This window comes from Mycobacterium sp. NGS29 (assembly GCF_059812965.1).
This window is the reverse complement of the sequence record NZ_JCALDR010000019.1, coordinates 42,629-67,415: the sequence shown is the minus strand read 5'-3', so window position 1 is coordinate 67,415 and position 24,787 is coordinate 42,629. Positions and strand designations below refer to the sequence as shown.

The 24,787-nt window shown below is 68.6% G+C and carries 21 protein-coding genes; 8 read left to right on the top strand and 13 right to left on the bottom strand.

Annotated elements, in window-relative coordinates; translation table 11 throughout:
• Positions 1–7: 7 nt before the first annotated feature.
• Complete coding sequence (locus tag AC5Y5Z_RS21675; protein WP_463828219.1) at positions 8–262, bottom strand: WhiB family transcriptional regulator; 255 nt, start codon at positions 260–262, stop codon at positions 8–10.
• Positions 263–685: 423 nt separating this feature from the next.
• Positions 686–2,785, bottom strand: a complete 2,100-nt coding sequence (locus AC5Y5Z_RS21670; RefSeq protein WP_499927443.1) for an ATP-dependent DNA helicase UvrD2 — start codon at positions 2,783–2,785, stop codon at positions 686–688.
• Positions 2,786–2,885: 100 nt separating this feature from the next.
• Between AC5Y5Z_RS21670 and mrx1 the strand changes: the two genes are divergently transcribed.
• Positions 2,886–3,134, top strand: coding sequence for a mycoredoxin Mrx1 (gene mrx1, locus AC5Y5Z_RS21665; protein WP_463828222.1), 249 nt, complete (start codon positions 2,886–2,888; stop codon positions 3,132–3,134).
• 64 nt (positions 3,135–3,198) lie between these two features.
• Positions 3,199–3,837, top strand: coding sequence for a sensor domain-containing protein (locus tag AC5Y5Z_RS21660; RefSeq protein ID WP_499927441.1), 639 nt, complete (start codon positions 3,199–3,201; stop codon positions 3,835–3,837).
• On the opposite strand, the gene nudC is transcribed toward AC5Y5Z_RS21660, so the two are convergent.
• The 4 genes from nudC to AC5Y5Z_RS21640 are packed head-to-tail and all read right to left on the bottom strand — an operon-like array spanning position 3,830 to position 12,256.
• Positions 3,830–4,756 (bottom strand): NAD(+) diphosphatase, encoded by a 927-nt coding sequence (gene nudC, locus AC5Y5Z_RS21655; protein ID WP_499927439.1) that lies wholly within the window; start codon positions 4,754–4,756, stop codon positions 3,830–3,832. The two genes, AC5Y5Z_RS21660 and nudC, sit on opposite strands and share 8 nt — an antisense overlap.
• Complete coding sequence (locus AC5Y5Z_RS21650; protein WP_463828225.1) at positions 4,756–5,826, bottom strand: potassium channel family protein; 1,071 nt, start codon at positions 5,824–5,826, stop codon at positions 4,756–4,758. Before AC5Y5Z_RS21650 ends, nudC begins: the two co-directional genes overlap by 1 nt.
• 56 nt (positions 5,827–5,882) lie before the next feature.
• Positions 5,883–9,191, bottom strand: coding sequence for an ATP-dependent helicase (locus AC5Y5Z_RS21645; RefSeq protein ID WP_499927505.1), 3,309 nt, complete (start codon positions 9,189–9,191; stop codon positions 5,883–5,885).
• Positions 9,158–12,256 carry an ATP-dependent helicase gene (locus AC5Y5Z_RS21640; RefSeq protein WP_499927437.1) on the bottom strand — a complete coding sequence of 1,033 codons (3,099 nt, stop codon included), beginning with the start codon at positions 12,254–12,256 and terminating at the stop codon, positions 9,158–9,160. The genes AC5Y5Z_RS21645 and AC5Y5Z_RS21640 overlap by 34 nt, the downstream gene beginning before the upstream one ends.
• 82 nt (positions 12,257–12,338) lie before the next feature.
• Here AC5Y5Z_RS21640 and AC5Y5Z_RS21635 point away from each other — a divergent pair, with 82 nt between their 5' ends.
• Both AC5Y5Z_RS21635 and AC5Y5Z_RS21630 read left to right on the top strand, forming a co-directional pair.
• The gene (locus AC5Y5Z_RS21635) at positions 12,339–13,124 is read left to right on the top strand and encodes an alpha/beta fold hydrolase (protein WP_499927435.1); all 786 of its coding nucleotides are present in this window, start codon (positions 12,339–12,341) and stop codon (positions 13,122–13,124) included.
• Between the two features lie 2 nt (positions 13,125–13,126).
• The gene (locus tag AC5Y5Z_RS21630; protein WP_499927433.1) at positions 13,127–13,435 is read left to right on the top strand and encodes an MGMT family protein; all 309 of its coding nucleotides are present in this window, start codon (positions 13,127–13,129) and stop codon (positions 13,433–13,435) included.
• Here AC5Y5Z_RS21630 and AC5Y5Z_RS21625 read toward each other — a convergent pair.
• From AC5Y5Z_RS21625 to AC5Y5Z_RS21610, 4 genes are all read right to left on the bottom strand, one after another.
• On the bottom strand, positions 13,432–14,286 hold the full coding sequence (locus AC5Y5Z_RS21625; RefSeq protein WP_463828229.1) for a TIGR02569 family protein: 855 nt from the start codon (positions 14,284–14,286) through the stop codon (positions 13,432–13,434). The genes AC5Y5Z_RS21630 and AC5Y5Z_RS21625 overlap by 4 nt on opposite strands.
• A 114-nt stretch (positions 14,287–14,400) precedes the next feature.
• Complete coding sequence (locus AC5Y5Z_RS21620; RefSeq protein WP_463828230.1) at positions 14,401–15,873, bottom strand: APC family permease; 1,473 nt, start codon at positions 15,871–15,873, stop codon at positions 14,401–14,403.
• Positions 15,874–15,909: 36 nt separating this feature from the next.
• Complete coding sequence (gene moeZ, locus AC5Y5Z_RS21615) at positions 15,910–17,088, bottom strand: adenylyltransferase/sulfurtransferase MoeZ (protein ID WP_463828231.1); 1,179 nt, start codon at positions 17,086–17,088, stop codon at positions 15,910–15,912.
• Between the two features lie 46 nt (positions 17,089–17,134).
• The gene (locus AC5Y5Z_RS21610) at positions 17,135–18,160 is read right to left on the bottom strand and encodes a DUF3152 domain-containing protein (RefSeq protein ID WP_463828232.1); all 1,026 of its coding nucleotides are present in this window, start codon (positions 18,158–18,160) and stop codon (positions 17,135–17,137) included.
• Positions 18,161–18,352: 192 nt separating this feature from the next.
• Here AC5Y5Z_RS21610 and fasR point away from each other — a divergent pair, with 192 nt between their 5' ends.
• Complete coding sequence (gene fasR / locus AC5Y5Z_RS21605) at positions 18,353–19,039, top strand: HTH-type transcriptional activator FasR (RefSeq protein WP_463828233.1); 687 nt, start codon at positions 18,353–18,355, stop codon at positions 19,037–19,039.
• Here fasR and AC5Y5Z_RS21600 read toward each other — a convergent pair.
• Complete coding sequence (locus AC5Y5Z_RS21600; protein WP_463828234.1) at positions 19,036–19,302, bottom strand: DUF3107 domain-containing protein; 267 nt, start codon at positions 19,300–19,302, stop codon at positions 19,036–19,038. The genes fasR and AC5Y5Z_RS21600 overlap by 4 nt on opposite strands.
• A 196-nt stretch (positions 19,303–19,498) precedes the next feature.
• On the opposite strand from AC5Y5Z_RS21600, the gene AC5Y5Z_RS21595 reads away from it, so the two are divergent.
• Positions 19,499–20,254, top strand: coding sequence for an MmpS family transport accessory protein (locus AC5Y5Z_RS21595; protein ID WP_499927503.1), 756 nt, complete (start codon positions 19,499–19,501; stop codon positions 20,252–20,254).
• A 5-nt stretch (positions 20,255–20,259) separates the two neighbouring features.
• Here the strand turns inward: AC5Y5Z_RS21595 and AC5Y5Z_RS21590 are convergent, their stop codons facing one another.
• On the bottom strand, positions 20,260–20,955 hold the full coding sequence (locus AC5Y5Z_RS21590) for a ferritin-like fold-containing protein (RefSeq protein ID WP_463828235.1): 696 nt from the start codon (positions 20,953–20,955) through the stop codon (positions 20,260–20,262).
• Between the two features lie 265 nt (positions 20,956–21,220).
• On the opposite strand from AC5Y5Z_RS21590, the gene AC5Y5Z_RS21585 reads away from it, so the two are divergent.
• Both AC5Y5Z_RS21585 and AC5Y5Z_RS21580 read left to right on the top strand, forming a co-directional pair.
• Positions 21,221–22,741 (top strand): DEAD/DEAH box helicase, encoded by a 1,521-nt coding sequence (locus AC5Y5Z_RS21585; RefSeq protein WP_499927429.1) that lies wholly within the window; start codon positions 21,221–21,223, stop codon positions 22,739–22,741.
• Positions 22,742–22,767: 26 nt separating this feature from the next.
• Positions 22,768–23,982: an Rv3212 family protein gene (locus AC5Y5Z_RS21580; RefSeq protein WP_473139225.1), complete on the top strand. Its 1,215-nt coding sequence runs from the start codon at positions 22,768–22,770 to the stop codon at positions 23,980–23,982.
• On the opposite strand, the gene AC5Y5Z_RS21575 is transcribed toward AC5Y5Z_RS21580, so the two are convergent.
• The gene (locus tag AC5Y5Z_RS21575) at positions 23,979–24,779 is read right to left on the bottom strand and encodes a ParA family protein (protein ID WP_463828238.1); all 801 of its coding nucleotides are present in this window, start codon (positions 24,777–24,779) and stop codon (positions 23,979–23,981) included. The genes AC5Y5Z_RS21580 and AC5Y5Z_RS21575 overlap by 4 nt on opposite strands.
• Positions 24,780–24,787: the final 8 nt, after the last annotated feature.

Here is a 24,787-nt window from a genome sequence, read left to right as displayed (position 1 = left end):
ACGTTGCCTACGCGGCCTGCTTGCGCGGACGTCCGCGCGGGCGCTTGCGGCTGACGATCGAGCCCCGCTCGAATATCTCGCCGCCCCACACCCCCCACGGTTCGGCCCGGTCGAGTGCGGCGGTCAGGCACTGCCGCCGAACCGGGCAGTCCGTGCACAGCGTCTTGGCGCGCTCGAGGTCCGCCGGTGTCTCGGCGAACCACAGGTCGGGATCGCCGCCGTGACACGGCAGCGTCTGTCTGGGGACTGTCAGAGCCGACATGTCCTGTTCACCTGCTTCCTGGTCGGTTTGGCTGTCTTTCGGCGATCCGGGCCAGGTCGGGAATCGGGCTTCCCGAAAGCTATGGCCACGGATCCTGGTGACTTCGGGGTCCGTGGCCATTTGGCGAAACTGGGCTTGCTACGTCGTTATATGCAGCCCCAATCCATGGACGCTTCAGTCGCGGCGGCGACGCGGTGCTTACCCGCGGCCGCCGCAGCGGCGGCGGCAATGGTGCTCGAGAGCATGCGGGCAGCCACGCCTACGCCGGACGCAGTTACGTCGATCGTGTTGAACATCGCGGGCCACCCTCCTTCCAGATTGCTCTGCGCACCAGCCTTCGATACCGGCCGGCACAATGCGATTCGAGGGTAATGCGTCCCAGCCTGTTGCGACAACCGATTTTCTGACCTGCGGGTTTACCGGTCAGCGCGGGTGCCGGACCATTTCGAGCAGATCCGGCCCGTACTGCGCGAGTTTGGTGGCGCCGATGCCGGGGATGGCGATCAGGCCCTCGTCGTCGGTCGGCAGCATCTCGGCGATCGCAACCAGGGTGTTGTCGCTGAAAACCATGAACGGGGCGATCTTGTGTTCCTTGGCCCGGTCCGAGCGCCACGCCTTGAGTTTGAGCAGCAGGTCTTCGTCCACGTCACCGGCGCAGGTGATGCAGCGCCGCAGCATGATGGCCGCCGGCGTGGTGAGGTCCTTGTTGCAGATCCGGCAGCGCGACGGGCCGCGGTTGCGCCGCGACCTGGCCGGCGCCGGATCGCCGCGCAGCTCAGGCGCGATGCCGTTGAGGAACCGCGACGGCTTACGCGTCTGACGTCCGCCCTGGGTCCGCGACAGCGCCCAGCTCAACGCCAAATGCACACGTGCCCTTGTGATTCCGACGTAGAACAGACGGCGCTCTTCTTCGACCGGCTCACTGTCGGGGCCGCGCGCCAGCGCGTGCGAGATGGGCAGCGTGCCGTCGGCCAGCCCGACCAGGAACACCGCATCCCACTCCAGGCCCTTCGCGGCGTGCAGCGACGCCAGCGTGACACCTTGCACCACCGGTGGGTGCCGGGCGTCCGCACGCTTGCGCAGCTCGGCCACCAACTCCGGCAGCTGCAGCTCCGGACGCAGGGCGACTTCGTCGTCGACCAACTCGGCCAGCGCGGTGAGGGCCTCCCAGCGTTCGCGGGCTTTGGTACCGGCGGGCTCGCCGGCCGTCAATCCCAGCGGCTCGAGGACGGCGCGGACCAATTCGGGCAGCGGACCATCGGCACCGCGTTCGGCGCTGCGGTGCAGGGCCAGCAGCGCCTGCTTGATTTCCTGACGGTTGAAGAACCCCTCACCCCCGCGGACCTGATAGGCGATACCGGCTTCGGTCAGCGCTTCTTCATACACCTCAGACTGCGCGTTGACCCGGTACAGAATCGCGATTTCGCTTGGCGCGGTGCCGGATTCGATGAGGCCCGCGATCTTGGCGGCCACCGCGGCAGCCTCGGTGGCCTCGTCGGGGTGTTCCCGGAAGGACGGCGCCGGACCCGGTGGGCGCTGGCCGATCAGCTGCAGTCGGCTGCCCGCGACGCGGCCCCGGGCGGCGGCGATGACCTGGTTGGCCAGCGACACCACCTGCGGGGTGGACCGGTAGTCGCGTTCCAGCCGCACCACGGTGGCACCCGGGAATCGGCGGGAGAAGTCCAGCAGGAAGCGCGGTGAGGCGCCGGTGAACGAGTAGATGGTCTGGTTGGCGTCGCCGACCACGGTCAGATCGTCCCGGTCGCCCAGCCACGCCGAGAGCACCCGTTGCTGCAGCGGCGTGACGTCCTGGTATTCGTCGACGACGAAGCAGCGATAACGGTCCCGGAATTCGCCGGCCACCGCGGCGTCGTTTTCGATTGCCGCAGCGGTGTGCAGCAGCAGGTCGTCGAAGTCGAGCAACGTGACGTCCTCGTCGCGAACCTTGAGCGCCTCATAGGCGGTGTAGACGGCCGCGACCTGCTCGGCGTCCAGCGGGGTGTCGCGGCCGGCGGCGGCCACCGCACCCGGGTATTCCTCGGGGCCGATCAATGACGCCTTGGCCCACTCGATCTCGCCGGCCAGGTCGCGCACGTCGTCGGTGCTGACGTTGAGCCGGGACCGGCTGGCCGCACGGGCCACCACGGCGAATTTGGTATCCAGCAACTCCCAGCGGGTGTTGCCGACCACCCGCGGCCAGAAATAGCGCAACTGGCGACGCGCCGCAGCGTGGAAAGTCAGTGCCTGCACCGAGCCGACACCGGCACCCAGCTGGGCGGCGGCATCCAGCGAGCGCAGTCGGGACCGCATCTCACCGGCCGCGCGCTGGGTGAACGTCACCGCCAGCACCTGGCCGGGGGCGACATGCCCGTCGGCGACGAGGTGAGCGATGCGGTGGGTGATGGTGCGCGTCTTGCCGGTTCCGGCACCGGCCAGCACACAGACCGGCCCGCGCGCGGCCAGCACCGCTTCGCGCTGCTCGTCGTCCAGGCCCGCGGTCAACGGGTCGGTCACCACAGACATGGCGTCCATCTTCGCAGCGCGGGCCGACAAACCTGGCGTGTCGCGGTTTTCGGCGGGGCCACGCTCGGAATGGTTCATCGCTTCGTTACGTTAACGAGTCATGACCAACGCTGCGCTCACCGTCTATTCGACCACCTGGTGTGGGTACTGCTTCCGGCTGAAGACCGCGCTCAAGGCCCAGGGCATCCCCTACGACGAGGTGGACATCGAACGCGACGCGGCAGCAGCGGAGTTCGTCAGTTCCGTCAACGGCGGCAACCGCACGGTTCCCACGGTGAAGTTCGCCGACGGGTCCACCCTGACCAACCCGAGTGCGGGTGAGGTCAAGGCGAAGCTGGCCGCCGGCTAGACACAGCGGTTTCCGGCGTCGTTGATGCGCAGGCCCGGTAGTACCGGGCTTTACGATGAGGACCATGGCGTCAGCGCTGCTCCAACGAGCGGTTCTGGCTGTGTGTTGCGCGATGACCCTGGTCGCCGGATGCTCCGACAGCAACACCTCGGCCACGCCGACTCCCGCCGCGACCGGAGCCGACGCCTTGATCGTGAGCATCGACGACGTGCGGCGCATCGCCAATTACGAGGAACTGACCGCCCATGCGCACGCCGATCTTCGGCATCCGCCGGTCGGCGACGTCAATGCCCCGGGGCCGTGCCGGGCAGCCGGAACCAGTGACCTGACGTTCGCCGGCGGCTGGACGGAATTCCGTAGCGCCGGCTACAGCGGGGTCACCGATGACATCGACCCGGGCGGGCTGGCCATGGTCGACTCGGTCAATCAGGCCGTAGCGATCTATCCGGACGCGCATGCCGCGCGCAGCGCACTGGACCAGCTGCACGCCTCGCTGAACGCGTGCGTGGCCCTGCACGACCCGAAATACGACTTCAAGCTGGACAAACCGGACACATCGTCACTGCGGATCACCGACAACGGGTGGAGCCATCAGTACCGGGTCAAGAACGCGGTGTTGATGTCGGTCGGCGTGCTGGGCATCGAGCCCGCCGAACGGATCGCGTCCGCCATCCTGGACAACATCACCGATCGCATCACATAGCGGCCCACGATTCGATGATCACCCGGGCAATCGAAATCGACCCGGGCAGCAGCAGTTTGGAGTCCGACGCACTGGTCCAGTCGCCGGCGTCGAGCGCCGCGCGCACCTCGTCGCGGGTGAACCAGGCCGCCTCGGCGATCTCGCCATCGTTGAAGGAGAACGGTTCGTCGGCGTCGGCCAGCGCGTGGAACCCGACCATCAGGGAGCGGGGAAACGGCCACGGTTGGCTGCCGAGGTAGCGGACGTCGCGGACGGTGAGCCCGATCTCCTCCCGGATCTCCCGCGCTACACACACTTCGAACGACTCGCCGGCCTCGACGAAACCGGCCAGCAGCGAGAACATGCGTGGCGGCCAGTTCGCCTGGCGGGCCAGGACGGCCCGGTCGCCGCCGTCGTGCACCAGACAGATGACCGCGGGGTCGACCCGGGGGAACTCCTCGTGCCCGGTGAGCGGATTGACCCGCGACCACCCGGCCCGGGCCGGCTTGGTGGGCGTGCCGTCCAGCGGGCTGAAGCGGGCGCTGTCATGCCAGTTCAGCAATGCCAGTGCGGCGGAGACCAGTTGACTGCTGGTGTCATCGATCATGCGACCGAGCCTGCGTAGGTCGAGCACTTCGACGTCGTCGGGGGCGTCATCGGGCGGCTCAAGTGCGGCGCGGATGGCCCAGACGTGGCGGCCGCCCTCGACGCGGCCCAGGAAGACCGCCTCAGCGGGTGGTTTCTCGCCGAGTGCGGCGGCAGCGCCCAACACCACTTTGCCGTCGGCGGCCAACACCTGGTTGCGGTTGTCGACCCGAAGCAGGGCGGCCTCGGCCCACCCCGCCGTTGCCGCGTCGATGTCGGTGCGCAGCTGATCGGCGCGGTCGGCACCGATGCGGGATAACAGCGGGACGTCGCGTAGCTGGAAATCGAGGGGCATCAATGCCCCCCGTGGCGGATGTACAGCAACCGGTCGCTGGCCTCGACCGCGTCGACCTCGGGTGCGTCGATGCGCAGCAACCTTCCGTCCCGGACCACGCCGAGCACGATGTCGCGCAGGTGCCGCGGCGAGCCGCCGACCTCGGCCTGCTCCACCTCGCGTTCGGCGATCGCCAATCCGCCTTCCGGGGTCAGCAGGTCTTCGATCATCTGTACGACGCTGGGGGTGGTGGTGGCCAGGCCGAGCAACCGGCCTGCGGTCTCGGAGGACACCACCACCGAATCCGCTCCGGACTGCTGCAGCAGGTGCTGGTTTTCGGTCTCCCGGATGGACGCCACGATCTTGGCTTTCGGCGAGAGCTCGCGCGCCGTCAACGTCACCAGGACCGCGGTGTCGTCGCGGCTGGTGGCCACCACGATCGAGGCCGCGTGCTGGGTGCCGGCCAGCCGCAGCACGTCGGATTTGGTGGCGTCGCCGTGCACGGTCACCAGGCCGGCGGACGCGGCGCGGTCCAGGGCGGTGCGGTCGGTGTCGACGACGACGATTTCGCCGGGTGCCACGTCGTCGCCGAGCATCGCTGCGATCGCGGTCTTGCCCTTGGTCCCGTATCCGATGACGACGGTGTGGTTGCGCACTCTGCTCCTCCAACGCTGGATTTTGAATGCCTGCCGCGACGTTTCGGTGACGACCTCGAGCGTGGTGCCGACCAACAGGATCAGGAACGCGATGCGAAGCGGCGTGATGATCAGCACGTTCGCCGCGCGCGCGAACTCCGAGATCGGCGTGATGTCGCCGTATCCGGTCGTCGACAGCGTCACCGCCGAGTAGTAGAGGCAGTCCAGGAAGGTCAGGCGATCGCCCTGCACGTCGTGGTAGCCGTCGCGGTCGAGGTAGACAGTCGTGGCGCCGACGAACAATGCCGCCAGGGCGATGGCGATGCGGCGGGAGATGATGCGGGCAGGGCTGGATCGACCCTGCGGAATACGCAGTACACCGACCAGGGCGTAACTGGGCTGGGCGGTCAACCTTTCGTCGAGACGCCTCAGCCGCCGCCAGCTACCTTTCGCCACGGAAACCCGTACTGGTCTCAGCGCACGTCACCCGCACGTCCATCATGAAACCACGATCAGGGGCTGCGGGGGCGACTGGAGTCGGTCAGCAGAACCGCCAGTTCGTCGGCGCCGGGTTGCTCGTCCGGGACGACGGTGGTTCCGCTGCGCACGTAGTGGAATGCGGTACGTACCGACTCTTGCGGACAACCGTGCAGGGCCGCCCACGCCATCCGGTAGACGGCGAGCTGGACAGCGGCCTGGCGTTTGGCTTCCGGGCCGCGCGGTGGTTCCCCGGTCTTCCAGTCCACCACGGTGGTGCCGCCGTCGTCGTCGGCGAACACCGCGTCGATGCGGCCGCGGACCACGGTGTCGGCGATCGGCATCTCGAAGGGCACCTCGATCGCGATCGGGGTGCGGGCCGCCCATGGTGACGCGGCGAACGCGGTCTGCAGGGCGGCCAGCTCGGCGGGTTCGCCGACGTCGGAATCAGCAGCCCCCGGCAGATCTCCGAGGTCGAACAGCAGCTCGGTACCGTAGAAACGCTGCACCCAGGCGTGAAATGCGTTGCCCAACAATGCATGCCGGTCAGGGCGGGTGGGCAGCCGGTGAATCAGCCGCAACACGGCGCCATCGGGGTCGCGCGCGAGTTCCACCAGTCCGCTGACCGAGACCTGGTTCGGCAGCCGATGGCTGGGGGGTTGTGCGGCGCGGGCCCGCTCGGCCAGCAGTGCATCGACGTCGGCGGCCCAGCCCTCAGCATCGGCCGGTCCGGTCCGGAGGTTCCCGGCGGAGATGGCGGCGGACACCAGTGCCGCGCCGCGTTCGACGTCACTGCGGCGCGAAGCCAGCGGGTCGACCGGCCATACTGCCTCGACAACGTTGTCCCGCAACGGGTTTCGCTCCCCGTCCGCGGGCGCGGGCGACCACTGTTCGACCGTGCCGCAGGGTTGGCCGTGCTGGGCGGAACGATCGATGATCTCCCTGACCTCGCAGAGGAATTCCGAAGGCCCCCGAGGCTTGATTCCCGTGGCACCCCACTGGTGACCGGACACCAACAGAGTGTCTTCGGCGCGGGTGACAGCGACATACAGCAGGCGGCGCTCCTCGTCGATGCGTCGCTGGTCGAGTGCGGCGCGATGCTCGGCGATCTTGTCCGACAACTGCTTTCGATTGGTCACCGCCGATGTGTCCAGTACCGGGATGCCGAGTGCGCCGGCTCGGGAGCGGTCACCGCGCAACAGCGGCGGCAGCTCACCGGAGTCGGTGAGCCAGCTGCTGCGCGACGCGGTCGACGGGAAGGTGCCGCCCGACAGGTGTGCCACCGCCACCAGCTGCCATTCCAGGCCCTTCGCGGCGTGCACGGTGAGCACTTGGACCCGGTCGCGGGTGACGGTGGGTTGAGCCGGTGCCAAACCGTTCTCTACCTCGCCGGCCACGTCGAGGTAGGCCAGCAGGCCGGCGACCGACGCGGTGTTCGAGTTGCCGGTGCGCTCGGCGTAGCCGGCGACCTCGTCGGCGAAGGCGTCCAGGTGCTCGGTGCCCGACCACGGCAGAGCGGCCCGGGCACGAACCTCACAGTCGAGCCCCAATACCCGGCGCACCTCGGCGACCAGATCGGGCAGGGAGTATCCGAGGTGGCCGCGTAGCCCGGTCAGCTCGCCGGCGAGGGCGTTGATGCGCTCGTAGCCGGCCGGGGAGTAACCGGCGGCCGGACCCGGATCGCAGATGGCGTCGGCCAGGCAGGGCGAGTCGGCAGCTGAGCCGGCCGTCATCGCGATGGCTTCGGCGCAGGCAGGTTCGGTCGCATTCACCGGTGCGGTGGGCGCGTCGCCCAACTCCTGCGCCCTGCGCCACAGCGCGGCGATATCCCGTCCGCCCAGACGCCAGCGCGGACCGGACAGCACCCGCATGGCGGCCGCGCCTGCGGTCGGGTCGGCAACCAGGCGCAGCATGGCCACCAGGTCGGCGACCTCAGGGACCGACAGCAGACCGGCCAGGCCGACGACCTCGGTCGGGATTCCGCGAACGCGCAGCGCGTCGGCGATCGGGGCGGCGTCGGCGTTGCGGCGGACCAGCACCGCCGCGGTGGGTGGTGCGCTGCCGTCGTCGCGGGCCTGCCGGTACCGCTGCGCTATGTGGTCGGCGATCCAGTCGCGCTCGGTTTGCACGTCGGCAAGCAGGGCACAGCGGACAGTTCCGGGCGGGGCATCCGGGCGCGGGCGCAGTGGCCGTACCGCGACCGACCGGCGTCGGGCCTCGGCCGATATGGCGTTGGCGAGATGCAGCGTGCTGGGCGGGTTGCGCCAGCTGGTGCGCAGTTCCAGGGTCGGCGCCGGCGACCCGTCGGCGAGCGGGAAGTCGGTGGTGAACCGCGGCAGGTTGGTCGCCGACGCGCCGCGCCACCCGTAGATCGACTGGATCGGGTCGCCGACCGCCGTGAGCGCCAGTCCGTCATCACAGCCGCCACCGAACAGCGACGACAGCGCGATGCGTTGGGAATGGCCGGTGTCCTGGTACTCGTCCAGCAACACCACCCGGTAGCGGCTGCGCAACTCCTGACCCACCTGCGGGAACTCGGCCGCCAGCTGCGCAGCGGAGGCCATCTGCATGCCGAAGTCCATGACCTTGTCGGCCCGCAGGCGGTCCTGGAGCGCGTCCAGCAGCGGTACCAGCTCGGCGCGGTCGGTCTGCGTGGCCAGCATCCGCAGCAACGACTGGTTGGGGCCGCTGTCCCGCTGGCGCGGACCGGGCGGCAGCGTGTGCACCAGCCGCTCCAGCTCCATGTGGGTATCACGGAGCTGACCGGTGTCGACGAGGTGTTCGGCGAGCTGACCCCACAGCCGCAAGACCAGGGAGGTGACCGCGGCCGGCGTCTTCTCCGTGTGCAGTTCGCCGCGGTATCGGTTGACCACGTCGAACGCGAGCTGCCACATCTCGGTTTCGGTGAGCAACCGGGTGTGGGGTTCGATCGGCAGCAACAGCCCGTATTCGCGCAACAGCGAACCGGCGAACGCGTGGTACGTGCTGACCGTCGGGGTGGCTGCGGGTTGGGGCGTTTGCCCCGAGTCGGCGTTGAGGCTCGACAGGCGGGCCAGCCGGGTCCGGACGCGGCGCAGCAGCTGACCGGCAGCCTTGCGGGTGAACGTCAGGCCGAGCACCTGGCCGGGTTCGGCATACCCGTTGGCGACCAGCCACACCACGCGGGCAGCCATGGTCTCGGTCTTGCCGGCGCCGGCGCCGGCGATCACCACCAGCGGCCCCGGCGGTGCCGCGATCACTGCGGCCTGCTCGTCGGTGGGTGGTAAAACGCCCAGCGCACCGGCTAATTCGGCGGGGCTGTAGCGCGGAGTCACTGCGCCGGCCCGTCGGCGTGTGCGGGGCAGGAGGGTCGGACCGGGCAATGCGAACAGCCGTCGTTGCGCCGGGCGACGAAATGCGGCCCGACCGTCGCTTCGGCGGCGCGGCCGATCAGGTCGCGCCAGTTCTCCCGAGCCTGCGGCGTCAGCGGATCCTGCTCGCGTTGAGTGGCGCCCGAGGCCCCGGTCTTGCCGGGATAGACCAACCGGGCGCCGCCGGGCTCGTCGCCGTCGGACATCATGCCTTCGGCCACGGCCAGCTGATACATCGCCAACTGCGCGTGCTGCTGCGCATCGTCTTTGCTGACCGGCGACTTGCCGGTCTTGACGTCGACGATCACCAGCCGACCGGCGGCGTCACGCTCGAGCCGGTCGATGCGGCCGCGCAGTCGGATCTCGCGGCCCCCACCGTGCTCCTTGTCGAGCATCCCGTCGACACCGACCTCGACACCGACCTCGGTCAGCTCGCCGCGTGTTTGCGCACGCCACTGCACAAACGCCTGGATCATGGCGCGGTGGCGGGCCAGCTCGTTGGCCGAATGCCAGGGCGCCTCGAACGGAAGGTGTTGCCAGACGCGGTCCAGCTCCGCCAGCAGCTGCGACTCGGTGCGGCCGGACTCGGCGACCAGCGCATGCATCACCGAGCCGACAGTGGAGCGCAGCTCCCGCGGGTTGGTCCCGCCGTGCCGCTCAACCAGCCAGCGCAGCGGACAGTCGTTGAGCGTCTGCAGGGTCGACGGCGTCAACGTCACGGTGTCGTCGGGTTTGGACAGCGGCGCGTCGGTGCTGACCGTGGTTAGACCGTGCCAGTCCGCCGGATTCGCGCCCGGCACGCTAGCTTTGGCCAGGCGCGCCAATTGGGTTGCCGCGCAGGCCCGTGCGGCCTCGTCGACCGTGCCGTCGGGTGCACACACCACTGCCCGCAACCGGCCCACCACCGCGGGCGTCGACAGCACGCGCGGCGCCGAAACAGGTTGCGGCTCCTCGACTTCACCGTGCGCCCACTGAGCGGCCTCGAAAAAGAACGGTGACGGCAACGCGGCTTCGTGTCCACCGCGGTCGGCGCTGTCCACGGCGGTCAGCACCAGGCGACGCCGCGCCCGGCCCATCGCGGCCACCAGCAGCCGGCGCTCCTCGGCCAGCAGCGGCGCCCGTACCGACGCATGGTCACCCACCCCGTCGAGTTCATCGAGCAGTCGCTGGGTGGCCAACACGCCGCCCCGCGGAATCATGTTGGGCCACAATCCGTCCTGCAGTCCGGCTATCACCACCAGGTCCCATTCGTGACCCAGGGCGGCGTGCGCGCTGAGCACCTTGACCTGTTCGGACGGCGACGTGAGGTCGGTGGTGGATTGCGGCAGCTGCAACGCCGCGACATGCTCGACGAGTCCGCGCAGCGACGCCCCCGACGTGCGGGACACGAAGTCGTCGGTGATGTCGAATAGCGCCGTCACCGCTGCGAGGTCCCGCGCGGCCTGCTCCCCCGCCGGCCCACCGCGCTCGATTGCCGTCAGCCAGCGCCGCTGCAGACCCGACCGGTGCCAGGCCGCCCACAGCGTGTAGCGCGGATCCTGGCCGTTGCGGTGGCAATCGACTGCCGCGTCCAGCACGGCGCGCACTCGCCGCAGCGCAGCGGCTTGCGCTTCGGGAGCGGGTGGTTTGTCCCCGGTGAGCGTCTGCACCAACAGCTCGGCGAACGTGCCGTCCTGCCTGCGCTGCAACGTCCTGCGCAACTGGCGAAGCGAGACGGGGTCGACCCGGCCGATCGGTCCGGTGAGCAGTGCCAGCGCGTCGTCGCCGTCGAGTCCGTCGGCGGCGGCGAGAAGGACGGTGAGCAGCGCGCGCACCGCGGGTTTCTCAGCCAGCGGCCCGCCTGTCGCGGGGATCGCGACCGGAACACCGGCGGCGGCCAGCGCTCGAGGCAACCGCCCGCCGGCGCGTGGCACCGACCGGACGATCACCGCCATCTGCGACCACGGCACACCGTCGACGAGGTGCGCACGTCGCAGGGTATCGGCGATCAGCGCGCCTTCGGCGTGCGCCGAAGCGGCCAAGCGGACGCTCACTCCACCGCAGCGCCCATCGTCCCCGGTGCCGTCGATGCGCCGGCCGGGGCAAGCACCGGGCAACCGACTCGCGATGCCGCTCACCGCGCGGGCGACACCCGGCGCGCACCGATGTGAGGCGCTCAGCGTCACCCCTGGGTGGTCACCGCCCAGCAGCAGCCCCGGATCACCGCCCCGGAACCCGAACACCGCCTGGTTCGGGTCACCCGCGATCAGCGCGACATCGGCACCGACAGCCAACGCGCGCACCAGCTGCGCGGCCTGCGGATCGAGTTGCTGGGCATCGTCGACCAGAAGCACTCGGAGCCGGGCACGTTCAGCGGCCAGCAGCTCAGGATCGACCGCAAACGCCTCCAGTGCCGCCCCGACCAGTTCGGCGGCGGCCAGTGCAGGTGCGGTGGCCTGCGGGGCGGCCGTCCCGACCGCCGCGCGCAACAACATCACCTGCTCGTACTGCCGGGCGAATCGACCGGCCGCGACCCACTCCGGCCGGCCGCAGGAGCGACCCAACCGTTCGAGCTCGAGTGGCTCGACCCCGCGTTCAGCGCAGCGCGCCAGCAGGTTTCGCAGTTCGTTGGCGAATCCCGCGGTGGGCAGCGCGGGCAGCAGATGAGCGGGCCAGGACGCGCCGTCCTGGAGGTCACCGGCCAGCAGTTCGCGGACGATAGCGTCCTGCTCGGCGCCGGTCAGCAACCGCGGCGGTGGCCCGCCGCTACGTTCGGCCGCCCGCCGCAGCACGGAGTAGGCGTAGCTGTGCACGGTGCGTACCAACGGCTCGCCCACGACGGGCCGACCGTGGCTCGAGCGCAGCAAGGCGGTGGTCACCGCGCTGCGTTCCCGCGTGCCGAGCCGGCCCGAACCGGTAAGCAGCAGAACAGCTTCCGGATCCACGCCCGAAGAGATCCGGGCGACGGCCGCCTCAACCAGCAGGCAGCTCTTGCCGGTTCCGGGGCCACCCAGCACGCGCACCAGGCCGCGCCAATCCGGGTGCACCAGTTGCTGCGCCGCGCCCCAGCTGTATGACATACCGGCATGCAACCACGCAGGTCCGACAAGTAGCGCTGACCAGCCCGGATGCCGGGATGAGACCGCCTGGCATCATCGACGCGTGACCACCGTCCTTCATGCGCACCGGTTCGGACCGCCCGGCCCGGTCCGGCTGCTGGCGCTGCACGGGCTGACCGGTCACGGCGAACGCTGGCGACACTTTGCCAACTACGTGCCCGAGATCGCCGTGGCCGCACCCGATCTGATCGGGCACGGCAGGTCGTCGTGGGCCGCGCCGTGGACGATCGAGGCCAACGTCGCGGCGGTGGCCGCATTGCTGGACGCCGAAGCCGACGCACCGGTGCTGGTGATGGGCCACTCTTTCGGCGGCGCGGTGGCGATGCATCTGGCTGCGGCGCGGCCGGATCTGGTGGGCGCCCTGTTGTTGCTCGACCCGGCGATCGGGTTGGACGGCCACTGGATGTCGCAGATCGCCGAGGCGATGCTGGCCGCCCCCGATTACCCGGACCGCGATGAGGCCCGCCAGGAGAAGGCCGGCGGTTCCTGGGCCGACGTGGACCCGGCCGTACTCGAAGCCGACCTGGCCGAGCACTTGATCCGACTACCCAACGGACGATACGGCTGGCGGATCAGCCTGCCGGCAATGATGTCCTACTGGAGCGAGTTGGCTCGCGACGTCGTGTTGCCACCCACCGGGATTCCCACGACTGTGGCGCGGGCCACGTGGACCGCACCGCCCTACGTCAGCGACGGGTTGATCGCCGCATTGCGTGACCGGCTGGGCGGCGAGTTCGAATTGGTGGACTACGAATGCGATCACATGGTGCCGCACGCCAAGCCCGATGCGGTCGCCGCGCTGGTGCGCAGGCTGTTGACAACGCGGTAGCGATGACGCAGATCACCGACGAGCAGATCGAGCGGGTGCGCTCGCTGGTCGCTGCCATCCCCCCGGGCCGGGTCGCCACCTATGGTGATATTGCCGCTGCCGCAAGACTTTCCAGTCCACGCATTGTCGGTTGGATCATGCGCACCGACTCCGCGGACTTACCCTGGCACCGGGTGATCACCGCGTCCGGGCGACCGGCCCGGCATCTGACGTCTCGGCAGCTGGAACTGCTGCGTGCCGAAGGGGTATTGTCGGTCGACGGACGGATCGCGCTGAGCGAGGTCCGCTACGAGTTCGATTCCAGGACTTAGAGATTCATCCGGACCAGTGCCGCAGTGCGGGCCAGCCCGGGAAACGCCTCGGCGGTGGAACGCGGGTGCAGAGCATGAACGGCCAAACGGAATATTAACGCGCGCAACAACATCTGCGACCACTCGGGCAGTGCGTTCCACCGTTCGATGAGACCGTCGTCGGCCTCCCCCCACGACAATGCATCGACGACGACGACCCCGGCCGCCCAGGAGGCGGGACGCCAGTACGGGGTGATGTCGGTGACGCCGGGCGGGGCGGTGCCGGCGAACAGCACTGTGCCGTACAGGTCGCCGTGTACCAGCTGGTTGGGGCTGCGGGTCGGCTTGCGCAACGTCGCGAGTTGGTTGATCAGCTCGACCGATCGTTCGGCGTCCGCCGAGGGCGGGGCGGTCCGCGCACCCGGCGGCACCGACTGCAGCGGACGTTCCTCCCAGGCGGCGCGATCGGCGGCGATGAAGACGTCGACGTCAGCCCAGGGGGCGGTGGGACCCTGGGTCAGAAAGCGGGGCCGCTCCAGTTTGCCGGTGGCCTCGTGCAGCCGGACCGCCGCAGAGACGACCTCGTCATGGCGGGCTTCGGGGGTGCCGGCGACGAAGGTGTCCGCCCGCCAGCCAGACACCACGTAGCGCCCGTCGGTGGACCGGACCGGGCGGGCCAGGCGCACCCCGTCGACGAACAAGGTCTCGCGCACCCGGGCCGACCACGCCGCACGGGCGTTGTCGGCAACCATGGATAACACCACCTCGCCGCACCGCCAGCCGCCCTCCCAGGCGGCACCCAGCGCCGCGGGCTCCGTACCGGTCAAGCCGAACGCCGCGAGCACGTGCTCCGGCGGCGGCTCGACACTCACGCCGGTCAGCCTAGTAGAGCCTGGCACAGCTACCACAGCTAACACCCGAATGCACCCGAGCTGATTCTGGCCGCCGGCAAGAAGGACGGATCTTCCGGCGGGTCCGCCGGCAGGTCAGTGTGAGAAAACGGTGGCTTCACCGGGTTCGTGGTCGAGAACCCGGCGGTTGAAGATCATCAGGTAACCGAAGTACAACCCACCCACCCCGAGCAGGCTCGTCACGATAATCAGCGGCACCACCGCGTCGGCGGGCGAGAGCAGTATGACCAGCGCGCATATCGACCAGATCAGCGCGAAGATCGCCACCGGCAGCTCGAACCGGCCGATGTCGAATGCCCCTTCCTGCCGGCCCAATTTGTTGCGCACCACGAGGTAGAGAACAACGATCATGCCGTACGTCAGCGCCGGGAAAACCGTCCCGGAGGTGATCAACTCCAGCAGAGCGTTGCCCGGCAGGACGGCGAGTACCGCAATCCCGATGACGACGGGCACGATGGTGGCTGGTATCGGCGTCTGCGTGCGGGGATTCACCCGTCGCATCAGTCGGTGTGCGGGAAACCGGTCATCGCGCGCCATCGCGAAGATCATGCGCGAGCAACTGGTCAGCGTGACCATCCCCCCGCCGAAGAAGGCAATCGCTATGGCGGACAGAAATATTCGCTCGGTCGCCGCTCCCAGTTGGTCGTGCATGATCATCGCGACGGGCGAGTCTGCGGCCGAGACCCTGGGAATGTTGTCGATGGCAATGGTCAGTGCGATCAGAAACAGCATGCCCAGCACACTGGCCGCCAACACCGATCCCACGATCGCGCGCGGCACGCTTCGGAAGGGGTCCTTGGCCTCCTCGGCCATGTTCGCTGCCGAGTCGAAGCCCACCAACGTTCCCAGTCCCACGATCATGACCGCCATCAACCCTCCTCCGAAGGCGAAGTAGTCCGTCGTGTTCGCGGTGATGCCTCGTGAAGTGAGATTGCCGACCGAGCCGTCTCCGGTCACGGCCACCGCCACCAGGAGCGCGACCACGAGGACCACAACGATCGTCAGCTCGACGGCAACCGCCGCCGAATTGATCAGCGCGACAATCTTTGTCGAGACAATCGCAAGCACGGCCTGGATCACCATCACCACTGCGGCGATCAATCGCGCCGTGTGCTCGTCGGGCGCCATGTTGAACAACGGCATCAGGCAGGTGCTGGACATCGCACTGTCGATCGCCATCAGCCCGGTGATCAGGTAGCAAAAGGTGAGCCAGCCGAAGAACCAGCCGATCTTGGGGTTGGCCAGCCGCGAACCCCATTGGTAGGACGAGCCGCTGAGTGGGATGCGGGCAGCGAACTGCGCGACCACCAGCGCAATGAGCAACTGGCCGACCGCAGCGACGATCCATGTCCAGATTCCCACCGGCCCGGCATTACGGAGAAGGTCGTCGTAGGTACCGAAGATGCCCACCGCCACCGAGATGAACGCGAAAGACACCGCGAACACCTGGAAAGAGCCCAGCGTTCGTTTGAGTTCTGGCTCGTACCCGAATTCTTCGCAGAACTCGTCAGAGGAGCCCGCGTCCGGCGCTGGCGATGTGTCTGTCATTCCTGGCCTCCGTCTCAGTGAGCACGAACTCTGGCCCTAGTACATGACCATGTCCGGCTGCATCTGCTTCGCCCAGGCCATGATTCCGCCCTGCAGATGCACCGCGTCGGAGAAACCGGCCCGCTTCACCGCGGCCAGCGCTTCGGCCGACCGCACGCCGCTCTTGCAGTACAGCACCGCCTTGCGATCCTGCGGCAGCTGCGACAAGCCCTCCCCGGACATGATCAGCGACTTCGGGATCAGCGTGGCGCCGTCGATGTGGTTGATGTCCCACTCGACCTGTTCGCGCACATCGATCAGGGCCAGCGAGGTGCCGGAGTCCAGCATCGTGCGCAGCTCGGCCGGGGTGATGGTCGAGCCCGCGACGGCGGCAGCGCCGTCGTCGGACACCGCGCCGCAGAAGTACTCGTAGTCGATCAGCTCGGTGATCGTCGGCGTCGACGGGTCCTTGCGGATCCTGATCGTGCGATAGCTCATCTCCAGCGCGTCGTAGATCATCAACCGGCCCAGTAGCGTCTCACCGATCCCGGTGATCAGCTTGACCGCTTCGGTCCCCATCACCGATGCGATCGATGCGCAGATGATGCCCAGCACACCGCCTTCGGCGCAGGACGGCACCATCCCCGGTGGTGGCGGCTCCGGATACAGGTCGCGGTAGTTCAGGCCCAGTCCGTTCGGCGCGTCCTCCCAGAACACCGACGCCTGGCCTTCGAACCTGTAGATCGACCCCCAGACGTAGGGTTTGCCCGCCAGCACGGCGGCGTCGTTCACCAGATACCGGGTGGCGAAGTTGTCCGAACCGTCCAGGATGAGGTCGTACTGGGCGAAGAGCTCGAGCGCGTTGTCGGCCTCCAGCCGGAATTCGTGCAGCCGCACGTCGATCAGTGGGTTGATGGTGGCGATCGATTCGCGGGCCGACTGCGCCTTGGGGCGCCCGACATCGGCGGTGCCGTGAATGACCTGGCGTTGCAGATTGGATTCGTCGACCACGTCGAAGTCGACGATGCCGATGGTGCCGACGCCGGCCGCGGCCAGGTAGAGCAGCGTGGGCGACCCAAGCCCGCCGGCGCCGATCACCAGCACCCGGGCGTTCTTGAGCCGCTTCTGTCCGTCCACCCCTAGCTCGGGAATGATGAGGTGGCGGCTGTAGCGGGCCACCTCCTCGCGGGTCAGCTCAGCGGCGGGTTCGACCAATGGCGGCAGCGATGACGACACATGACTCAGATTAGGCGCGTCCCCATGGCCGACGATGGAAAACGACTCAAGCGATGGGGAACGGCCAGGGGTTGAACCGGCAGGTTTTGCCGTCGGCCTTGACCTGATCGGGATCGAACTTGGCCCCGTCGTTATTGGCGGTGGAGAACGTCTGCTGCATCATCACCGGCGCCAGACCGCCCTGTTGGTCGCACGGCTCGTGCCGCACGTATCCGATGGCGTGACCGACTTCGTGGTTGACCACGTACTGCCGGTAGGAACCCACATCACCCTCGAACGGCAGCGCCCCGCGCACCCAGCGGGCTTCGTTGATGAAGACGCGCGATTCGCGGTCTGAACCGAATGACGGGTTGTAACACGACGTTTCCAGCGGAAATTCGTATCCGCAGCCCACCCGCACCGTCATCGGCGAGACCAACGAGATCCGGAAGTCCGGCTTGCCGCTGTCGATTCGGATGAACGCGAACTGCGGGTTGTGTGTCCAGCCCTTAGGGTTGTCCAGCGTCCGGTCGACCATCTGGGCGAACGCGTCGTCCCCGCCGTACATGGTGGGGTCCAGACCGTTCTCCACCTCGACGGTGTAGCGGAAGACTTTGGCGGTGCCTTGCCCGATCTGCGGCGTGGCGCCGGGAATCACCCGCCAGGTCTTGTCGCCGGCCTGGGTGAAGGCACCGCCCTCGGGCAGCGTGCCGGTCGGCAGGTTCGCGTCGAAAGCGGCCAGTCCCCGCGGCGGCATGTCCAGAATCGAGGTGCCGACCGCGCCGATGGTCGGCGGGTCTTTGTGGATCGAACTGGCCGACGGCCTCGGCGTATTGGTACCCGTCACCGTCTGGTAGGCCACCACCAGGGTGAGCACCGTGAGAAACGGCAGCGCGTAGGCGCGCCAACCGTAGGTCGATACGAACCGCCCCAGCCAGGATTGCTTGCGCCATTGGCGCGGACGGTCGCGGTCGGCGCGGACCCGTCCGGCGCTCTGACCCAGCGGGTCGCGCTGAGCCCGCAGCGGCTCGCGCCAGTCGTCACGCAGCACCGGCACCCGACCGGTATTGCGATCTGGCCGCGGCGACGTCATTTCCCCAGAATGGCACAGCTGCCGGTGGCATCCGGCCCTGGCGCGCCCGAAAACCGCCCTCGGTCAGGTGCTGCGACGCACTCTGACACCGGTTCGGATCGGCCGGACGCCGCAGGTAGTAGTCTTCTTGCGAAACACTGCGCGCCTTCGGGGATGGCAAAATGGGCGCACCACCAATGGATTGAGGGAGTGATGAGCGATCTCGCCAAGGCGGCGCCGCGACGCGCTGTCCGATCGGCCGACGGTGTCCGGCCGGGCGAAGGCGCAGCCCCCTCCAACCGGCGGGGCAGCCGGCTGCCGCGCGACGAACGTCGGGGTCAGCTGCTGATCGTCGCCAGCGACGTGTTTGTCGACCGCGGCTACCACGCCGCCGGGATGGACGAGATCGCCGACCGCGCCGGCGTCAGCAAACCGGTTCTTTACCAGCACTTTTCCAGCAAGCTCGAGTTGTATCTGGCGGTGCTGAACCGGCACGTGGACAATCTGGTGTCCGGCGTGCAGCAGGCGCTGGACCGGACCACCGACAACCGGCAGCGGCTGCATTCAGCGGTGCAGGCGTTCTTCGACTTCATCGAACACGACAGTCAGGGTTATCGACTAATTTTCGAGAACGACTACGTCACCGAGCCCGAGGTGGCCGCGCAGGTGCGGGTGGCGACCGAGTCGTGCATCGACGCGGTATTCGCGCTGATCGCTGAGGACTCGGGACTGGACCCGCACCGCGCCCGGATGATCGCCGTCGGCCTGGTCGGCATGAGCGTGGACAGCGCGCGGTACTGGCTGGACTCCGATCGACCGATTTCGAAGTCAGCTGCCGTGGACGGGACCGTGCAGTTCGCCTGGGGTGGTCTGTCGCACGTGCCGCTCACCCGCTCCTAGGATTTGGCCCCGCTGTCCGCCTTGGCCGCGACCTCCGCGCCGACGCCGAAGCCGACCCGCCGCGCATCGGCGACCCCGATCTCCACGTAGGCAATCTTGGCCGCGGTGACCAGGAACCGGCGTCCGCGCTCGTCGTTGAGGGCCAGTACACCCGCTTCGTCGCGCACCGCCGCGCCGACCAGTTCTTCCACCTCAGCCGGCGTCTGCGCGCTGGAGAACACCAGCTCGCGCGGACTGTCCGTGATTCCGATCTTGACCTCCACGCAGGCCCCTTCCGTTGGCGTATCCGTCGCAGGCGTCTCTCTGCAGCAGGCTAGTGGACGGGTCTGACCTACCCCGCCCCGCGCCCCCCGACTCGCAGTTCGCGGTAAGCGAACGAACCCGTCACGATTCGGTCTAACCGCCCCCGGATCCGGGCCGCACCCGAATCACATCGATACCATCGGCAACATCAGTACCATACGTAACACCCTCCACGATTTCTTCCGGGACCTCGAAGACTTCCCGGACGAGGAAGGCTACCCAGCCGACGACGACGGTTACGTCGAAGACGGCGACGGATACGTCGAAGACGAGGACGCCGACGAGACCTGGGACGACGGGGACGACGAGTGGGCCTGGCCGGCCGACAACCGGTGGCGGTCAGCCGCTCTGCTGGTCGGCGCGGTGGCAGCTGTCGGCGCCGTGGCCACCGCGGTCATCATCAACAGCGGCGACAGCGCGACCACCAAGGCCACCGTCGGGGCCCCGACACCGAAGTCGGTGATTTCCACCACATCCCGGCCCTCCCCGCCCACCATGTCCCCGGCACCGACCAACCCGCCGACGACGCGACAACTGCCGCCGGAGACCGTCACCACCTTGGCGCCGCCCAGCATCGGGCCGACCAGGCTGCCCACCGCGGCGCCGCTGCCGACCACCACCCCGCCGGGAGCCGCCCTGAGTCCGCGCACCGTCGTCTACAGCGTCACCGGCACCAAGCAGATGTTCGACCTGGTGAACATCGTCTATACCGACGCGCGCGGATTCCCGGTCACCGAGTTCAACGTGGCCCTGCCCTGGTCCAAGATGGTCGTGCTTAACCCGGGCGTGCAGACCGAATCGGTGATCGCGACCAGCATCTACGGCCAGCTGAACTGCTCGATCGTCAACGCCCAGGGTCAGTTGGTCAAAGCTTCGGCCAACAACTCGGCGCTGGCCACCTGCACCCGCTGACCCGCTCAGCTCAGGCCGAGTTCGTGCATCCGCTGATCGTGCGTCTTCTGCAGCCGATCGAAGAACGCGCCGAGCTGACCCAGCCCGCCTCCGCCGGAAAGTACCAGGTCAACCAGCTCATCGTGGTCGGCCAGCAGGTACTGAGCCTGGGTGATCGCCTCGCCGAGCAACCGGCGGGACCACAGCGCCAGCCGACTGCGCTGTTTGCCGCTGGAGGTCACCGCGGCGCGCACTTCGGCCACCACGAACTGGGAATGCCCGGTCTCGGACAACGTCGCGCGGACCACGTCGGCGATCTCGTCGGGCAGGCCGCCCGCGATCTCCAGATACAGATCGGCGGCCAGCGCATCCCCGACATAGGTCTTCACCAGAGCTTCCAGCCACGTACTCGGAGTGGTCAGCCGGTGGTAGTTCTCCAGCGCGGACACGTACTTCGACATCGCCCGGACGACGTCGACACCACGGCTCTCCAGCGCGTCGCGCAGCAGTTCGTAATGCCCCATTTCGGCGGCAGCCATGCTGGCCATCGAGATGCGGCCCTGCAGATTCGGCGCCATCCGCGCCTCGTCGGTCAACCGGTAGAACGCCGCCACCTCGCCGTATGCGAGCAGCGCGAACAGCTCGTTGACGCCGGGATGATCGGCGGAGAGCTGGGATCCGGGCGAATCCGCCACCTCGTCGGCAGATGAAGGTGGAGGCATGGCAACACTCTAATAGGCCGGCTCCGAAGAGTACGGGTCACGCCGGATGAGCAGGTATCATGGGTAACTGGTAGTGGCTGAATCTGTGCTGCCACCGCCGAGGAAATGTGCGTGCACGTAGCCGCCCGCCCAAAGATCGACCAGGAGCGCGGGCCCGGCGAAGTAGTCGGAATCGGATTTCGTGCGCGCGTGAACCGCGACACAGACAGAGCACGAACTAATCCGAACCAGTTCGATTACTTCACCGGAAGGCTTCAACCCGCGTATGACCGCACTCAAAAATGCCCCTGAACTCACCTTTGCCCAGCTTGGAGTGCGCGACGAAATAGTTCGCGCACTCGCCGAGAAAGGCATCGAGACGCCCTTTGCCATCCAGGAACTGACCCTGCCGCTCGCGCTCGACGGCGAAGACGTGATCGGCCAGGCCCGTACCGGCATGGGCAAGACCTTCGGGTTCGGCGTGCCGCTGCTGCAGCGCGTCACCTCCGAAACCGCGACGCGACCACTGACCGGCGCCCCGCGCGCCCTGGTGGTCGTGCCCACCCGCGAGCTGTGCCTGCAGGTCACCAACGACCTGGCGTCCGCGGCGAAGTATCTGACCGCGCCGAAAGACCCCGAGGTCGCCGACGGGGCGCAGCGCCCGCTGGCGGTGGTCTCCATCTACGGCGGCCGGGCCTACGAGCCGCAGATCGAAGCGCTGCACAAGGGCGCCGACGTCGTGGTGGGCACGCCGGGCCGGCTGCTCGACCTGTGCCAGCAGGGCCACCTGCAGCTGGGCGGACTGTCCGTCCTGGTGCTCGACGAAGCCGACGAAATGCTTGACCTGGGCTTTCTGCCCGACATCGAACGCATTCTGCGGCAGATCCCGGCCGACCGGCAGTCCATGCTGTTCTCGGCGACCATGCCGGATCCGATCATCACGCTGGCCCGCACCTTCATGGTCCAGCCCACCCACATCCGCGCCGAGGCGCCGCACTCGCTGGCCGTGCACGACACCACCGAGCAGTTCGTCTACCGCGCCCACGCGCTGGACAAGATCGAACTCGTCAGCCGCATCCTGCAGGCCGGCGGCCGCGGCGCGACGATGATCTTCACCCGGACCAAGCGCACCGCCCAGAAGGTGTCCGACGAGTTGCAGGAGCGCGGTTTCGCCGTCGGCGCCGTGCACGGCGACCTCGGACAGATCGCGCGCGAAAAGGCCCTCAAGGCATTCCGCTCCGGCGACATCAACGTGCTGGTCGCCACCGACGTCGCGGCCCGCGGTATCGACATCGACGACGTCACGCACGTCATCAACTACCAGTGCCCCGAGGACGAGAAGATGTACGTCCACCGGATCGGACGCACCGGCCGCGCCGGACGCACCGGCGTGGCGGTCACCCTGGTGGATTGGGACGAGCTCGAACGCTGGTCCGCGATCGACCGGGCACTGGGCCTGGGCTCGCCCGACCCGGCCGAGACCTACTCCAACTCCCCGCACCTGTACACCGAGCTGTCCATCCCGGCCGAGACGGGCGGCGCCGGCGGCGAACCGCGCAAGGCCCCGGTCAAGCGCCGCGAACCCGGCGACGAGAGTTCCAGCCGTCCCCCCCGTCGCACCACCAAACGCAAGCGCACCCGCGGCGGCAAGCCGGTCACCGGACATCCCGTCGCGAGCGGTGACGCTGCTGACGACCCGGGCACGCCCGCGGCACCCGGGACGACCTCCGGTGCCACGTCCAGCTCGCCGGCCCGGCGGCGGCGGCGTCGTCGCAAGCCGGCCGATGCCGCCCCTTCGACGATCTAGCCGACCAGCACAGCCATACTCAGCGCATGGTCCGACCTGAGCGCCGAACCAAGGCCGACATCGTGGCTGCCGCGACCATTGCGATCGTCGTCGCGGTCGCGGCGGCGCTGATCTGGTGGACCAGCGACGCGCGGGCCACCGTCAGCCGGCCGGCGGCCACCCCCGCAACCGCGCCCACGCCCGTCCGTGAGGTTCCTACCACGCTGCATGAGCTCTGGAGCGCACCCAGTGCGGCGACCCGGGTTCCGGTGGTGGTGGGTGGAACGGTGACCACCGCCGCTGGACGCCTGGTGGAAGGGCGCGACCTGACCACCGGTCAGCCACTGTGGAGCTACTCGCGCGATACCGACCTGTGCGGGGTGACCTGGATCTATCGCTACGCCGTCGCGGTCTACCGGGACGACCGCGGCTGCGGTCAGGTCAGCACCATCGACGGATCGACCGGCCGCCGCGGACCTGCCCGCAGCAGCTATGCCGATCCGCAGGTGCGGCTGTCCTCCGACGGCACCGCCATCCTGTCGGCGGGCAGCACCCGGCTGGAGATGTGGCGCTCGGACATGGTCCGGATGCTGGCGTACGGCGAGACCGACGCCCGGGTCAAACCGTCGGCGCGGGGTTTGCACTCGGGCTGCACGCTGGAATCCGCCGCGGCGAGTTCATCGGCGGTGTCGGTCCTCGAATCGTGCGCCGACCAGGCCGACCTGCGCCTGCTGCTGCTGCGTCCCGGCAAGGACGACGACGAACCCCAGCAGCAGGTGGTGCAGGAAGCCGGCGTGCGGCCGGGCACCGGGGCGCGGGTGCTGGTGGTCTCGCAGAACCGCACCGCGGTGTACCTGCCGACCCCGCAGCCGCACGTCGACGTGGTCGATGAGACGGGCGCCAGGGTGGTAAGCCTGCCGCTGGACGGTCCGCCGTCGGCGTCGTCGGTGGTGTCCACGACCGGCAGCCTGGTCACCTGGTGGACCGGAGATGCGCTGCTGGTGTTCGAAGCCGGCGACCTGACCCTGCGCTACACCATCGCCGCAGGAGATTCGGCGGTTCCGGTGGGGCCCGGGGTGATGATGGCGGGCCGGCTGCTGGTGCCGATCACCGGTGCGATCGGCGTCTACGACCCGGTCAGCGGGCAGCCCAGTCGCTATATCGACGTGCAGCGATCGCCCAGCAGTGCCGCGGTGATCCCGGTGGTGTCCGGTTCGCGGGTGATCGAGCAGCGCGGTGACACCGTGGTCGCGCTGGGCTAATACTCCACGCTGAAGGTGGGCAGCGGCTTACCGGTCTTCCAGTGCTTGAGCAGCGCCTCGGCCAGCTCGCGGTAGGCCATCGCCCCTTTGTTCTTGCGCCCGGCCAGCACCGAGCAGCCCGACGCACTGGCTTCGGCGAAGCGCACCGTGCGCGGGATCGGCGGTGCCAGCACCGGCAACTCGTAGCGGTCGGCCACGTCAAGCAGCACGTCCCGGGTATGGGTGGTCCGCGAGTCGTACAGCGTCGGCAGGGCGCCGACCAGCCGCAGATTCGGGTTGGTGATCTGCTGGACGTCGGCGACGGTGCGCAGGAACTGGCCGACGCCGCGGTGCGCCAGGGTCTCGCACTGCAGCGGCACCATCACCTCGTCGGCGGCGGTGAGCCCGTTGAGGGTGAGCACACCGAGCGACGGCGGGCAGTCGATGATCACCACGTCGAACGCGTCGGCGAGTTTGGTCAGCGCCCGCTTGAGTGCGTATTCGCGGCCGGCCCGCATCAGCAGCATCGCCTCGGCACCCGCCAGGTCGATGTTGGCCGGGAGCAGCGTCATGCCCTCCGAAGTCGCCACCAGCGCCGCGTCGGGCTCCACCTCGCCGAGCAACACCTCGTGCACCGACACGGGCAACTTGTCGGGGTCCTGGCCCAGCGAGAAAGTCAGACACCCCTGTGGGTCGAGGTCGACGAGCAATACCCGCTTTCCTTTGTCCACCATCGCCGCACCGAGCGACGCGACCGTCGTTGTCTTGGCCACCCCGCCCTTTTGATTGGCCACCGCCAGCACGCGCATGTCGCTCATGGTGCCCA

Excerpts from the sequence above, each read along its gene's own strand:
- AC5Y5Z_RS21675 (WP_463828219.1), bottom strand. The coding sequence starts at position 262 with ATGTCGGCTCTGACAGTCCCCAGACAGACGCTGCCGTGTCACGGCGGC.
- AC5Y5Z_RS21670 (WP_499927443.1), bottom strand. The coding sequence starts at position 2,785 with ATGTCTGTGGTGACCGACCCGTTGACCGCGGGCCTGGACGACGAGCAG.
- mrx1 (WP_463828222.1), top strand. The coding sequence starts at position 2,886 with ATGACCAACGCTGCGCTCACCGTCTATTCGACCACCTGGTGTGGGTAC.
- AC5Y5Z_RS21660 (WP_499927441.1), top strand. The coding sequence starts at position 3,199 with ATGGCGTCAGCGCTGCTCCAACGAGCGGTTCTGGCTGTGTGTTGCGCG.
- nudC (WP_499927439.1), bottom strand. The coding sequence starts at position 4,756 with ATGCCCCTCGATTTCCAGCTACGCGACGTCCCGCTGTTATCCCGCATC.
- AC5Y5Z_RS21640 (WP_499927437.1), bottom strand. The coding sequence starts at position 12,256 with ATGTCATACAGCTGGGGCGCGGCGCAGCAACTGGTGCACCCGGATTGG.
- AC5Y5Z_RS21630 (WP_499927433.1), top strand. The coding sequence starts at position 13,127 with ATGACGCAGATCACCGACGAGCAGATCGAGCGGGTGCGCTCGCTGGTC.
- AC5Y5Z_RS21620 (WP_463828230.1), bottom strand. The coding sequence starts at position 15,873 with ATGACAGACACATCGCCAGCGCCGGACGCGGGCTCCTCTGACGAGTTC.
- AC5Y5Z_RS21610 (WP_463828232.1), bottom strand. The coding sequence starts at position 18,160 with ATGACGTCGCCGCGGCCAGATCGCAATACCGGTCGGGTGCCGGTGCTG.
- fasR (WP_463828233.1), top strand. The coding sequence starts at position 18,353 with ATGAGCGATCTCGCCAAGGCGGCGCCGCGACGCGCTGTCCGATCGGCC.
- AC5Y5Z_RS21590 (WP_463828235.1), bottom strand. The coding sequence starts at position 20,955 with ATGCCTCCACCTTCATCTGCCGACGAGGTGGCGGATTCGCCCGGATCC.
- AC5Y5Z_RS21585 (WP_499927429.1), top strand. The coding sequence starts at position 21,221 with ATGACCGCACTCAAAAATGCCCCTGAACTCACCTTTGCCCAGCTTGGA.
- AC5Y5Z_RS21580 (WP_473139225.1), top strand. The coding sequence starts at position 22,768 with ATGGTCCGACCTGAGCGCCGAACCAAGGCCGACATCGTGGCTGCCGCG.
- AC5Y5Z_RS21575 (WP_463828238.1), bottom strand. The coding sequence starts at position 24,779 with ATGAGCGACATGCGCGTGCTGGCGGTGGCCAATCAAAAGGGCGGGGTG.